This window comes from Thiobacillus denitrificans ATCC 25259 (genome assembly GCF_000012745.1).
GTDB lineage: Bacteria > Pseudomonadota > Gammaproteobacteria > Burkholderiales > Thiobacillaceae > Thiobacillus > Thiobacillus denitrificans_B.
This window is the reverse complement of record NC_007404.1, coordinates 1,181,172-1,193,957: the sequence shown is the minus strand read 5'-3', so window position 1 is coordinate 1,193,957 and position 12,786 is coordinate 1,181,172. Positions and strand designations below refer to the sequence as shown.

Sequence of the window (12,786 nt, the reverse complement as noted above, 5' to 3'; positions counted from 1 at the left end):
TCTACAGCCCTTCGGCGCCGCGGCCGCGGCTGATCAGCCAGCGCGATATCGCCAGCACCACGAAGGTGATGACGAACAGCACCAGGCCCAGCGCGAACAGCGAGGCGATGTGCAGGCCCGGATCGGCTTCGCCGAACTCGTTGGCCAGGGTGGATGCGATCGAGGTGCCCGGCGCGAACAGGCTGCCGTTGATGCGGTTGGCATTGCCGATCACGAAGGTCACGGCCATCGTCTCGCCGAGCGCACGGCCCAGCCCGAGCATGATCCCGCCGATGACCCCGACACGCGTGTATGGCAAGACGATGTTGCGCACGACCTCCCAGGTGGTGCAGCCCATGCCGTACGCCGATTCCTTGAGCACATGCGGCACGGTCTCGAAGACGTCGCGCATAACCGAGGCGATGAACGGAATCACCATCAGCGCGAGGACGATGCTCGCAGCCAGAATGCCGACGCCGATGGGCGGCCCGGAGAACCAGCTGCCGATCACGGGGACGTCGCCGAGCACTTGCTGTAGACGGGGCTGCGCGTATTCGGCAAACAGCGGCGCGAACACGAACAGGCCCCAGATGCCGTAGACGATGGACGGGATGCCGGCGAGCAACTCGATCGCCGTGCCGAGCGGACGGCGCAGCCACACCGGACAGGTCTCGGTAAGAAACAGCGCAATGCCGAAACTGATCGGCACGGCAATCAGCAGCGCCAGCACCGAGGTCACGACTGTGCCGTAGATCGCCGCCAGTGCGCCGTACTGGTCGTCCGGCACGCTCCAGATGTTAGTCCACAGAAAGGCCGGACCGAAGGCCTTCAGACTCGGCCACGCCTCGATGCTCAGCGCAACCAGGATGCCGACCAGCGCCGCCAGCACGACGAACGCGAACAGGCGGGTCGCCTGATGGAAAAGCTTGTCTTGCAGCTGGAAGGTCCTGACCTGACGGGCATGCAGGTCGACTCGGGCGGATGCGCTGGGCTCGCTCACGGTGGAATGCCTATGGATCAATTTTATCTACGCAAGCAGCCGCCCGGCGACAGCAGCTTGCGTAGATACCCTCGCGGCGCATTGCGCGAGGGCCTCTAGCCTTACTTGATCTTGCCCATCTCCGCTTCGACCATTTGCACGACGTTCGGCGGCAAGGGCACGAAACCGAGGTCGGTCGCCATCTTCTGGCCGTTTCTGAGCGACCACCGGAAGAAATCGACCACGCCCTTCTGTTTAGCAGCGCTGGCGCCTTTTTGATAGACAAGGATATAGGTCGCGCTGGTGATCGGCCAGGCGTTCTTGTGCGTCTGGTCGAGCAGGTCGGGAGCCATACCCTTGACCTTGAAGTTGGCCCCGGCGGCGGCGTCGGCGACCGACTGCTGGCTCGGGACGATGTAGTTCCCGGCGCGGTTCTTCAGGGCGACGAAACGCATCCCGTTCTTCATCGCGTCGGCGATGTCGACATACCCGATCGCGCCCTTGATCTTCTGAACGTTGGCCGCCACGCCGGGGTTGCCCTTGCCCCCGACTGCGTTGGCCGGCCAGTTCACGGTATTGCCCGCCCCGACCTCGCTTTTGAAACGCGGCGACTGCTTGGCGAGGTAATGGGTGAAGGCGTAGGTCGTACCCGAGCCGTCGGAACGGTGCGCGACGGTAATCGCCAGATTCGGCAATGCGACGCCCGGGTTCAGTTTCCGGATTGCCGGATCGTTCCACTTGTAGATCGCCCCGCGGAAGATGTTCGCCGCCGTCACCCCGTCGAGTTTGAGTTTGCCCGAGTCGATTCCCGGGACGTTGGCAACGATCGTCACGCCACCCATGACGGTAGGCACCTGCACGAGGCGCACCGCATCGAGATCGGCGTCCTTGAGCGGCGCGTCGGTGCCGCCGAAATCGACGGTCTTCGCCTTGATCTGCTTCACACCGCCCGAAGAACCGATGCCCTGGTAATTGACCTTGTTGCCGGTCGCCGCACGATAGGCCTCGGCCCACTTGGTATAGACGGCGTAGGGGAAGGTCGCGCCGGCGCCGGTGACGTCCGCTGCCATCGCGCTCGCCGCCACGGCGACGCTCGCGAAGACGGCTGCGGCGGCGCGCGCCAGTCCGTTGAGTGTAAGCATCTGAAGAATCTCCGTAGTAGTTGGACGTCGCCGCGCGGGCAACCGCGCCATACTAGCGGCCGAATATTACAGATATATTTCAGACCGCGATATCGCTCGCCGCCGCGGCCGCTCGTACCGCGTCCGCGATCATCTCGGCGGTGCGGCGGACGAGGTCGCCGTCGCGACCCTCCACCATCACCCGGATCAGCGGTTCGGTACCGGACGCACGCAGCACGATGCGACCGCTGCCATTCAACGCAGACTCCGCATCGGCAACGGCAACGGTGACGGCCGCCGCGTCACTAAGCCTGAATCCCTTGACGACGGGCACGTTGATCATGACCTGCGGATAGGTTTCCAGGTCGGCGGTGAAGGCGTCGAGCGTTTTGCCGGTCTCGCGCAGCGCGCGCAGCACCTGCAGGCTCGAGACGATGCCGTCACCGGTCGTGTGCTTGTCGAGGCAGAGGATATGCCCCGACGTCTCACCGCCGAGGAACCAGCCGTTGGCATGGAGACGCTTGAGCACGTAGCGATCGCCCACCTTCGCGCGCTCGAAGGGCACGTGAATGCGCGCGAGCGCATGCTCGGTACCCAGATTGGTCATCAGCGTGCCGACCACGCCGCCCTTCATGTAGCCCGTCTCGAGGCGGTGGCGCGCGATCACGTAAACGAGTTGGTCGCCGTCGTAGATCCGGCCGTGGGCATCGGCCATCATCAGGCGGTCGCCGTCACCGTCGAGCGATATCCCGATGTCGGCGTGATGCGCGCGAACCGCGTCGGCCAGCGCCGGCGTATGCGTCGCGCCGCAGGCTTCGTTGATGTTGAAGCCGTTGGGCTCGTTGCCAATGGCCACGACTTCCGCGCCGAGTTCGTGCAGCACATGGGGGGCGACGTGGTAGGTCGCGCCGTGCGCGCAGTCGACGACGATGCGCATGCCGCGCAGGTCGAGCCGGTTGGGAAAGGTGCTCTTGCAGAATTCGATGTAGCGCGCGGCCGCATCCTCGATTCGCCGCGCGCGCCCGAGCTGGCGCGCCGCGACGGTCGCGAGCGGCTGGTCGAGCGCAGCCTCGATCGCTTCCTCGACGCTGTCGGGGAGCTTCTGCCCGCTCGCCGAAAAGAACTTGATGCCGTTGTCCTCGAAGGGATTGTGCGAGGCGGAGATCACGACGCCAGCCTGCAGGCGTAGCGCACGCGTCAGGTAGGCGACGGCGGGGGTCGGCATCGGACCGGTCATGAGAACGTTCACGCCGGCCGCCGTGAAGCCTGCTTCGAGTGCCGCCTCGAGCATGTAGCCGGAAATGCGCGTGTCCTTGCCGATCAGCACGGTCGGATGCTCGTTCGCGGGCAAGCTCCCGCGGTCGGACACCAACACCTTGCCGGCCGCGTAGCCGAGACGCATGACGAACTCGGGCGTGATCGGCGTTTCGCCGACCTTGCCGCGGACCCCGTCGGTACCGAAGTATTTACGACCCATCTTGACGACTCCTCCCCTCAACCGCTTTCCAGATCGCCAGCGCATCGCGCATGGCTGCGACATTATGTACCCGAACGATCCGCGCGCCCCGCGCCACAGCCATGAGGTGCGCGGCGACGCCGGCGAATTCGCGCTCGCCGACAGGGCGTCCGGTCAGTGCGCCGAGCATCGCCTTGCGCGACATCCCGGCCAGGATCGGCAGGCCCAGCGCGAGCAGGCCATCGAGTTTGCGCAGCAATTCGAGATTATGTTCGAGTGTCTTGCCGAAGCCGAAGCCCGGGTCGACCACGAGCCGTGCACGGTCGATGCCCGCCTGCGCGGCCGCCGCGACCCGCGCGGCGAGAAAGGTCTTCACCTCCTCGACGACGTCGGCGTAGTGCGGCGCCTGCTGCATCGTCTGCGGCGCGCCCTGCATGTGCATCAGGCACACGGCGGCGGGGGAAGCGGCGACAGTCTCGAGTGCGCCCGGCGCCTGCAGGGCCGCCACGTCGTTCACCATGGCGGCGCCCGCGGCGACCGCCGCGCGCATCACCTCGGGTTTCCGCGTATCGATCGAGACGACATGGCCGCGCTGCGCGAGCGCGTCGACCACCGGCAGCACGCGCTGCAGTTCTTCGTCGAGCGGAACGGGCGCCGCGCCCGGCCGGGTCGACTCGCCTCCGACGTCGAGGATCGCCGCGCCCGCATCGTGCAGCCTCAGCGCGTGATCGATCGCAGCGCGCGGACCGGCCAGGCAGCCGCCATCCGAAAACGAATCGGGCGTGACGTTGACGATGCCCATGAGGACGGGCTCTGCGAGAGAGATGCGGTGGGGTCCGGCGTGCAGGATGGACATGAAAAAGGAGGGACCGAAGCCCCTCCATTGTACTGGCTGACGCTGTACGCCCGCCTAGGTTTCCTGCGCCGGGTGCGCCGTGGGCGCAGGTGCGCTGGGCTTGTCTCCCCCGCTCGCGGGCGGCTGCGGCGGCGCGGAAGGCCGCGGCGGACGGACCGGACGACCGGCCATGATGTCGGCGATCTGCTCCGCATCGATCGTCTCGAACTCGAGCAGCGCGGCCGTCATCGCCTCGACCTTGTCGCGGTTGTCGGTGAGGATTTTGCGCGCGACGTCGTATTGCTCGTCGAGAATGCGGCGGATTTCGGCGTCGACCTTCTGCATCGTCGCCTCGCTCATGTTCTTGTGCGTCGTCACCGAGCGGCCGAGGAAGACTTCGCCCTCGTTTTCGCCATAGACCATGGGTCCCAGCGCTTCCGACATGCCGTAGCGCGTCACCATGTCGCGGGCGATGCTCGTCGCACGCTCGAAGTCGTTCGATGCCCCGGTCGAGACGCTGCCGACGAAGATTTCTTCGGCGACGCGTCCACCGAACAGCATGCTGATCTGCGCCAGCATCTGGTCCTTGTACAGGCTGAAGCGGTCGATTTCGGGCAGCGACATCGTCACGCCCAGGGCGCGCCCGCGAGGGATCACGGTCACCTTGTGTACCGGGTCACAGCCAGGCAAGGACATGCCGATCACCGCGTGGCCCGACTCGTGGTAAGCCGTCTTCTTCTTGTCCTCGGGCGTGATGACCATGGATTTGCGCTCGGCGCCCATCAGGATCTTGTCCTTGGCCTGCTCGAAATCGTCCATATCGACGAGGCGCTTGTTGCCCCGGGCCGCAAACAGTGCCGCCTCGTTCACAAGGTTGGCGAGGTCGGCGCCGGACATGCCGGGCGTGCCGCGCGCGAGGATGTCGGCACGGACGTCGGGTGCGACCGGCACCTTGCGCATGTGCACGAGCAGGATCTGCTCGCGTCCACGAATGTCCGGCAGGCCGACCACGACCTGGCGGTCGAAACGGCCGGGGCGCAGCAGCGCGGGGTCGAGCACGTCGGGGCGGTTGGTCGCCGCGATCACGATGACGCCAGTCGTCGCCTCGAAGCCGTCCATCTCCACCAGCAGCTGGTTGAGCGTCTGCTCGCGCTCGTCGTTGCCGCCGCCGAGGCCGGCGCCGCGCTGACGGCCCACGGCGTCGATTTCGTCGATGAAGATGATGCACGGTGCGTTCTTCTTCGCCTGTTCGAACATGTCGCGCACGCGCGCGGCGCCGACGCCGACGAACATCTCGACGAAATCGGAGCCCGAAATGCTGAAGAACGGCACCTTCGCCTCCCCGGCGATCGAGCGCGCGAGCAGCGTCTTGCCCGTGCCGGGCGGACCGACCATCAACACGCCGCGCGGAATGCGGCCGCCGAGTTTCTGGAACTTGGACGGATCCTTGAGGAAGTCGACCAGTTCGGCGACATCTTCCTTCGCTTCGTCGCAGCCGGCGACGTCCGCGAAGGTCACCGGGTTGGCGTTCTCGTCGAGCAGGCGCGCGCGGCTCTTGCCGAACGAGAACGCGCCGCCGCGTCCGCCGCCCTGCATCTGACGCATGAAGAAGATCCACACGCCGATCAGCAGCAGCATCGGGAACCACGAGATGAAGAGGCTCATCAGGAAGGACGGCTGCTCCTCGGGCTTGGCCTCGACCATGACGCCATTTTTCAGCAGATCCGACACCATCCACGGATCGCTCGGCGCATAACTCGTGAAGCGCTGGCCATCGCTGCGCTCGCCCTTCAGCACGTTGCCCTCGATCACCACTTTGGCGATCTGCTGCTGCCGCACTTCCTCGATGAATTGCGAATAAGGAATCTGCGACTGGGCGCTGCGCTGCGCGCCGAATTGGTTGAAGACCGTCATCAGGATGACAGCGATGATCAACCAGATGGCGACGTTCTTCGACAAGTTGTTCACGTTCACTCCTTGGTGCCGAACACGGCACGTTCAAATTCTGCGCAGCAGTTTAGACTCATTCTAAGCCCACTTCGGAAGCCTGTCACGAAGCGCCCGTGGCTGCGACGGACTCCAGCTTAACCGGACGGCGCCCCAGAAGGTAGACCTCGCTGCTGCGGTCGCGCGACGCATCGGGTTTACGGATGACCACCTGGTCGAACGCTCGACGCATCGCGTTTCGAAAGTCCTCGAAACCGCTCCCCTGGAACACTTTGACGAGAAAAGCGCCGTCGGGTTTCAGCCAATTTACGGCGAAATCGAGCGCCAACTCGCATAATTCGTAGTGGCGCGCCTGGTCACGCAGCATCACCCCGCTCATATTGGGGGCCATGTCGCTCAAAACAAGGTCGACGCGCGCGGCCTGCAGGGTATTTTCGAGCCATGCGAGGGTATCGGGCGCGGTGAAGTCGCCCTGCAGCGCCTCGACCCCGGGCAGCGGCGCGACCGGCAGGAGGTCGATCGCGAGCACCCTGCCCTGCCGCTTCATTTTCTGTACGGCGACCTGGCACCAGCTGCCCGGCGCCGCACCGAGGTCGACGACCGTCATTCCAGGATGCAACAGGTGGTCGCGGCTGTCGATTTCGAGCAGCTTGTAGGCCGCGCGGGAACGGAAGCCGTCTTGCTGGGCCTTTTTGACATAGGCGTCGGTCACGTGCTCGTGCATCCACGCGCTGCCCGATTTCGTCCGCTTGGGTTTCTGCGCCATTTCTTCAGGTCGTATCGGCTACAATCCGCGCTCGATTTAAGGAATACCCATGAAACCACTCACCCCCGCGCAGCGCCAATACCTGCGAGGCCTCGCTCACAACCGCCAGCCCGTCGTCATGATCCGTGGCCAGGGGCTGACGCCGGCGGTGCTGAAAGAGATCGAGCGCGCCCTCGCGGCGCATGAACTGATCAAGATCAAGGCGGCCAGCGACGAGTCCGAGGTGCGCCGGGCCTGGCTGACGGAAATTTGCGCCGCGAGCGGCGCCGAACCGGTCCAGCAAATCGGCAAGGTATTGGTGATTTATCGCCCGGCGGCGAAGCCTGAGATCACGCTCCCCGCCTGAAGCCGCGCTCAGCGGGCGAGGCCCGCGCGCCACACGAGCAGGAGGCCCAATCCGCTCTGCAGCAGGTAGAGAATGCTCGATACGCCGTGCCAATGCCGGAAACGGTCGGCGAAGACGCTTTCCATCACCGCGCGCGGCATCGCCTGATCCTTCAGACCCTGCAGGATCGGCTGGATGCCGAACTGGCCGATCAGCGTCAGCGCGAGCATCACAACCACTACCCAGAAGAACAGGGTCTTCAAGGCCGCGCCGCCGTCGCGCGCAATGCGGTAAATCAGCAGATAGGCCGCCGCGACGATGCCGATCCAGGCCATGATCTCGAACAGCTTGCCGGCCAGTACGCCGGCCAGGTGCTTGTCGCCGAGATTGCCGAACAGGGTGGGCGCCGCGACATAGCCGATCGCCCAGAGCCCGCCGATCCACAGCACGAGCAAGGTGCCCGCCAGCCCGTCCCAGAAACGCCGCATCTGACCGCTTACTTGTAAAGAACGTCGAGCACTTCGTACTGGCGAACCCCGCCGGGCGCCTGCACGTCGACGGCGTCCCCCGCGTACTTCCCGATCAGCGCGCGCGCGATCGGCGACGACACCGAGATCTTGCCCTGCTTGATGTCGGCTTCGTCGTCGCCGACGATCTGGTAGGTCACGCTGTCGCCGGACTCGACGTCCTCGAGGTCGACCGTCGCGCCGAAGACGATGCGGCCGTCGGCGTCGAGCGTCGTGGGGTCGATGATCTGCGCGTTGGACAGCTTTCCTTCCAGCTCGGCGATGCGGCCTTCGATGAAGCCCTGCTTCTCCTTGGCAGCGTCGTACTCCGCGTTTTCGGAAAGGTCCCCCTGCGCGCGCGCTTCGGCGATCGCCTGGATCACAGCCGGCCGCTGGACGCTCTTCAGATGTTGGAGTTCGGCGCGCAGCTTTTCGGCGCCGACGACGGTGAGGGGAAATTTAGTCACAGCCTACCTTTGTCCAGTCAGTTCAGACGCCGGTGCAGCGCCTGCAAAGAATACACCTCGAGTTCGTTGCCGTGCTGCATGCCCATGCAGGCCGCGCGCGCGCCGGCAAGCGTGGTGAAGTATACGACCCTGCGCGAGAGCGCCTCGGCGCGAATCGCGTACGAATCCTTCACCGCCTTCTTGTCTTCGACGACATTGACAATGAAATCGATGTCGCCGTTCTTGATCATGTCGACGATGTGCGGCCGGCCTTCCTTGACCTTGTTGACGATCGCGACCGGAATCCCCGCGGCCTCGATGACCTGTGCCGTCCCCCGCGTCGCGACGAGGCTGAAGCCGAGGTCGCGCAGCCCTTGCGCCAGATCGACCACGGCGCTGTGATCTCCCGAACGCACGCTGATGAAGGCGCGCCCGCCCGGTTTCGGCAGCTCCGAACTCGACGCCAGTTGCGACTTGACGAAGGCCTCGCCGAAATTGTCGCCAACCCCCATGACCTCGCCGGTCGACTTCATTTCGGGGCCGAGAATCGTGTCGACTCCGGGGAATTTACGGAATGGGAAGACGGCTTCCTTGACGGAGAAATACGGCGGAATGACCTCTTTCTCGAAAGCCTGCGACTTCAGCGAAATGCCGGCCATCGCCCGCGCCGCGATCTTCGCCAGCGGCGCGCCGATCGCTTTCGACACATAAGGCACGGTACGCGAGGCGCGCGGATTCACTTCGAGCACGTAGACCGTATCGCCCTGGATCGCGAACTGCACGTTCATCAGGCCGACGACTTTCAGCGCCTTCGCCATCGCGACGGTCTGCCGGCGCAGCTCGTCCTGCAACGCGTCCGCGAGGCTGTACGGCGGCAGCGAGCACGCCGAATCGCCGGAGTGCACGCCGGCCTGCTCGATGTGCTGCATGATGCCGCCGATCACGACCTGCTCGCCGTCGGAGAGCGCGTCGACGTCGACCTCGATCGCGTCGTTGAGGAAGCGGTCGAGCAGCACCGGCGACTTGTTCGACACCTTGACCGCTTCCGTCATGTAGCGGACGAGGTCGGCCTCCTCGCGCACGATTTCCATGGCGCGGCCGCCGAGCACGTAGGACGGGCGCACGACGAGCGGATAGCCGATCTCGGCGGCCATGCGCAGCGCGCTCTCGGGGTCGCGCGCGGTACGGTTGGGCGGCTGCTTGAGGCCGAGGTCGTGCAGCATCTGCTGGAAGCGCTCGCGGTCCTCGGCGGCGTCGATCATATCGGGGCTGGTGCCGATGATGGGCACGCCGTTGCGTTCCAGGTCGCGCGCGAGCTTGAGCGGCGTCTGGCCGCCGTACTGCACGATGACGCCGAAGGGTTTCTCGATGCGCACGATTTCGAGCACGTCCTCGAGCGTCAGCGGCTCGAAATAAAGGCGATCGGACGTGTCGTAGTCGGTCGAGACGGTCTCCGGGTTGCAGTTGACCATGATGGTCTCGAACCCGTTCTCGCGTAGCGCGAGCGCGGCATGCACGCAGCAGTAATCGAACTCGATGCCCTGACCGATGCGGTTGGGGCCGCCGCCGAGAACCATGATCTTCTTCTTGTCGCTCGGATGCGCCTCGCACTCTTCCTCGTAGGTCGAATACATGTACGCGGTCTGCGTCGCGAATTCGGCCGCGCAGGTGTCGACGCGCTTGTAGACCGGGTGCAGCGCCAGCTCGTTACGCCGGGCGCGCACCGCGTGCTGGTCGGTGTTCAGGAGTTTGGCGAGACGCCGGTCGGAAAAGCCGGCGCGCTTCAGGTCGCGCAGTTCGTCGCGCCCGAGGTCGACCAGTGCGCGGCCCGCGAGCGAGGCTTCGAGTTCGATCAGCACCTCGATCTGGTCGAGGAACCACGGGTCGATCTTCGACACCGCGTGGACCTCGTCGAGCGTCATGCCGACGCGGAAAGCGTCGCCGACGTACCAGATGCGCTCGGGTCCGGGCGACATCAGTTCGGCCTCGATCTCCTCGCGATCGGTCGTCTTCGGATCGAGGCCATCGGCGCCGACCTCGAGTCCGCGCAGGGCTTTCTGTAGCGATTCCTGGAAGGTTCGCCCCATCGCCATGACTTCGCCGACCGATTTCATCTGCGTGGTCAGGCGGTCGTCGGCCTGCGGGAATTTCTCGAACGCGAAGCGCGGCACCTTGGTCACGACGTAGTCGATCGACGGCTCGAACGAGGCCGGGGTCGCGCCGCCCGTGATGTCGTTCTGCAGTTCGTCGAGCGTGTAGCCGACCGCGAGCTTGGCCGCGACCTTGGCAATCGGGAAGCCGGTCGCCTTCGACGCGAGCGCGCTCGAGCGCGAGACGCGCGGGTTCATCTCGATGACGACCATCCGCCCGTCGTCGGGGTTGATCGCGAACTGGACGTTCGAGCCGCCCGTGTCGACGCCGATCTCGCGCAACACCGCGAGACTCGCGTTGCGCATGATCTGATATTCCTTGTCGGTCAGCGTCTGCGCCGGGGCGACGGTGATCGAATCGCCGGTGTGCACGCCCATCGGATCGAAGTTCTCGATCGAGCAGACGATGATGCAGTTGTCCTTGCTGTCGCGCACGACCTCCATCTCGTACTCTTTCCAGCCGAGCAGCGATTCCTCGATCAGCAGTTCGTGCGTCGGCGAGGCTTCCAGCCCGCGCTCGCAGATGGCGACGAATTCGTCCTTGTTGTAGGCGATGCCGCCGCCCGAGCCGCCCATCGTGAACGACGGCCGAATGATGGTCGGGAAGCCGAGCGCGGCCTGCACCTGCAGCGCCTCTTCCATGCTGTGGGCGATCGCCGAGCGCGCCGAGCCGAGCCCGAGCTTGGTCATCGCGGCCTTGAATTTCTCGCGGTCCTCGGCCTTGTCGATCGCGTCCTTGGACGCGCCGATCATCTCGACGCCGTATTTCTCGAGCACGCCGTGCTTGGCGAGGTCGAGCGCGCAGTTGAGCGCGGTCTGCCCGCCCATCGTCGGCAGCAGCGCGTCGGGGCGCTCCTTGGCGATGATCTTCTCGACGATCTGCCACGAGATCGGCTCGATGTACGTCACGTCGGCCATGTCCGGGTCGGTCATGATCGTCGCCGGGTTGCTGTTGACGAGAATAACCTTGTAGCCCTCCTCGCGCAGGGCCTTGCACGCCTGCGCGCCGGAGTAGTCGAACTCGCAGGCCTGCCCGATGACGATCGGGCCCGCGCCGATGATGAGGATGCTTTGTAAATCAGTGCGGCTGGGCATAATCAGTGTACTGCGGCACGGTCGGCCATCAGCTGGATAAATCGATCGAACAGGTAGCTCAGGTCGTGGGGACCGGGGGCGGCTTCGGGGTGGCCCTGAAAGCTGAACGCGGGCGCGTCGGTGCGCGCGAGGCCCTGCAGCGAGCCGTCAAACAACGAGACATGCGTGCTGCGCAGATTGGCCGGAAGCGTCGCGGGGTCCACCGCAAAGCCGTGGTTCTGGCTCGTGATCGTGACGCGCCCGCTGTCGAGATCCTTGACTGGGTGGTTCGCGCCGTGATGGCCAAATTTCATCTTCACGGTCTTCGCGCCGGAGGCGAGCGCGAGCAGTTGATGGCCGAGGCAAATCCCAAAGGTCGGTACGCCTGCGCCGACCAGTTCGCCGATCGCCCGGATCGCGTAGTCGCAGGGCTCGGGGTCGCCGGGGCCGTTGGACAGGAAAATCCCGTCAGGCTTCAGCGCGAGCGCTTCGGCCGCCGTGGCGGTAGCGGGCAGAACCGTGACGCGGCAACCGCGCTCGGCGAGCATGCGCAGGATGTTGCGCTTGACCCCGTAGTCGAAACCCACGACGTGGTAACGCGGCTCGCTCACCTGGCCGTAACCGCGGCCGAGCCGCCATTCGGTTTCGTGCCATTCGTACATCGCGGGCGCGGTGACCACCTTGGCGAGATCCATCCCGGCGAGCCCCGGGAATGCGCGCGCCGCCTCGAGCGCCTTGCTCTCGTCGACCCCGCCGGCCATCACGCAGCCGCTCTGCGCGCCCTTCTCGCGCAGGATGCGGGTCAGGCGTCGGGTGTCGATGTCGGCGATACCGACGATGTTCTGGCTCGCGAGATAGTCGCTCAGCGACTCGGCAGAGCGGAAATTCGAGTGGCGACGCGGAACGTCGCGCACCACGAGGCCCGCGGCATGGATGCGCCCCGCCTCGACGTCTTCGGGATTGACGCCGGTGTTGCCGATGTGCGGATAGGTCAGCGTCACGATCTGCCGCGAGTACGACGGATCGGTCAGAATTTCCTGGTACCCGGTGAGAGCGGTATTGAACACGACTTCGCCGGTCGTGATGCCGTCGGCGCCGATCGACCGGCCACGAAATACCGAACCGTCGGCGAGAACGAGGATGGCGGGCTGGGCACGTGACAAGGAAAACTCCGCAAGACGAATGGGCGTGGTGCAGGTGAC

General features: G+C 65.4%; 11 protein-coding genes. 1 reads left to right on the top strand and 10 read right to left on the bottom strand.

What is annotated here, in order from left to right:
* Nucleotide 1 precedes the first annotated feature (1 nt).
* From pstC to TBD_RS05695, 6 genes are all read right to left on the bottom strand, one after another.
* Complete coding sequence (pstC, locus tag TBD_RS05720; protein ID WP_011311649.1) at nucleotides 2-979, bottom strand: phosphate ABC transporter permease subunit PstC; 978 nt, start codon at nucleotides 977-979, stop codon at nucleotides 2-4.
* A gap of 101 nt (nucleotides 980-1,080) precedes the next feature.
* A complete protein-coding gene (gene pstS / locus TBD_RS05715) occupies nucleotides 1,081-2,100 on the bottom strand; it encodes a phosphate ABC transporter substrate-binding protein PstS (RefSeq protein WP_011311648.1) in 1,020 nt (339 codons plus the stop codon).
* Nucleotides 2,101-2,179: 79 nt separating this feature from the next.
* Entirely contained in the window at nucleotides 2,180-3,556 is a 1,377-nt protein-coding gene (gene glmM / locus TBD_RS05710; protein WP_011311647.1) for a phosphoglucosamine mutase, read from the bottom strand.
* Nucleotides 3,546-4,391 carry a dihydropteroate synthase gene (gene folP, locus TBD_RS05705; protein ID WP_011311646.1) on the bottom strand — a complete coding sequence of 282 codons (846 nt, stop codon included), beginning with the start codon at nucleotides 4,389-4,391 and terminating at the stop codon, nucleotides 3,546-3,548. The genes glmM and folP overlap by 11 nt, the downstream gene beginning before the upstream one ends.
* Before the next feature lie 54 nt (nucleotides 4,392-4,445).
* Nucleotides 4,446-6,338: an ATP-dependent zinc metalloprotease FtsH gene (gene ftsH / locus TBD_RS05700; protein ID WP_011311645.1), complete on the bottom strand. Its 1,893-nt coding sequence runs from the start codon at nucleotides 6,336-6,338 to the stop codon at nucleotides 4,446-4,448.
* Nucleotides 6,339-6,420: 82 nt separating this feature from the next.
* Nucleotides 6,421-7,083, bottom strand: a complete 663-nt coding sequence (locus TBD_RS05695) for an RlmE family RNA methyltransferase (protein WP_011311644.1) — start codon at nucleotides 7,081-7,083, stop codon at nucleotides 6,421-6,423.
* Nucleotides 7,084-7,132: 49 nt separating this feature from the next.
* Between TBD_RS05695 and TBD_RS05690 the strand changes: the two genes are divergently transcribed.
* Nucleotides 7,133-7,429: a YhbY family RNA-binding protein gene (locus TBD_RS05690; RefSeq protein WP_011311643.1), complete on the top strand. Its 297-nt coding sequence runs from the start codon at nucleotides 7,133-7,135 to the stop codon at nucleotides 7,427-7,429.
* A gap of 8 nt (nucleotides 7,430-7,437) precedes the next feature.
* Here TBD_RS05690 and TBD_RS05685 read toward each other — a convergent pair whose 3' ends face one another.
* The 4 genes from TBD_RS05685 to carA are packed head-to-tail and all read right to left on the bottom strand — an operon-like array spanning nucleotide 7,438 to nucleotide 12,747.
* Nucleotides 7,438-7,896 carry a DUF4149 domain-containing protein gene (locus tag TBD_RS05685; protein ID WP_011311642.1) on the bottom strand — a complete coding sequence of 153 codons (459 nt, stop codon included), beginning with the start codon at nucleotides 7,894-7,896 and terminating at the stop codon, nucleotides 7,438-7,440.
* Nucleotides 7,897-7,904: 8 nt separating this feature from the next.
* Nucleotides 7,905-8,381: a transcription elongation factor GreA gene (greA, locus tag TBD_RS05680; protein ID WP_011311641.1), complete on the bottom strand. Its 477-nt coding sequence runs from the start codon at nucleotides 8,379-8,381 to the stop codon at nucleotides 7,905-7,907.
* Nucleotides 8,382-8,398: 17 nt separating this feature from the next.
* Nucleotides 8,399-11,605 (bottom strand): carbamoyl-phosphate synthase large subunit, encoded by a 3,207-nt coding sequence (gene carB / locus TBD_RS05675; protein ID WP_011311640.1) that lies wholly within the window; start codon nucleotides 11,603-11,605, stop codon nucleotides 8,399-8,401.
* 2 nt (nucleotides 11,606-11,607) lie between these two features.
* Nucleotides 11,608-12,747 (bottom strand): glutamine-hydrolyzing carbamoyl-phosphate synthase small subunit, encoded by a 1,140-nt coding sequence (carA, locus tag TBD_RS05670; protein WP_011311639.1) that lies wholly within the window; start codon nucleotides 12,745-12,747, stop codon nucleotides 11,608-11,610.
* Nucleotides 12,748-12,786 lie beyond the last annotated feature (39 nt).

Bases quoted from the DNA above. Each gene is read 5' to 3' on its own strand.
- carB (WP_011311640.1), bottom strand. From the start codon at position 11,605: ATGCCCAGCCGCACTGATTTACAAAGCATCCTCATCATCGGCGCGGGC.
- pstS (WP_011311648.1), bottom strand. From the start codon at position 2,100: ATGCTTACACTCAACGGACTGGCGCGCGCCGCCGCAGCCGTCTTCGCG.
- TBD_RS05685 (WP_011311642.1), bottom strand. From the start codon at position 7,896: ATGCGGCGTTTCTGGGACGGGCTGGCGGGCACCTTGCTCGTGCTGTGG.
- glmM (WP_011311647.1), bottom strand. From the start codon at position 3,556: ATGGGTCGTAAATACTTCGGTACCGACGGGGTCCGCGGCAAGGTCGGC.
- TBD_RS05695 (WP_011311644.1), bottom strand. From the start codon at position 7,083: ATGGCGCAGAAACCCAAGCGGACGAAATCGGGCAGCGCGTGGATGCAC.
- TBD_RS05690 (WP_011311643.1), top strand. From the start codon at position 7,133: ATGAAACCACTCACCCCCGCGCAGCGCCAATACCTGCGAGGCCTCGCT.
- folP (WP_011311646.1), bottom strand. From the start codon at position 4,391: ATGTCCATCCTGCACGCCGGACCCCACCGCATCTCTCTCGCAGAGCCC.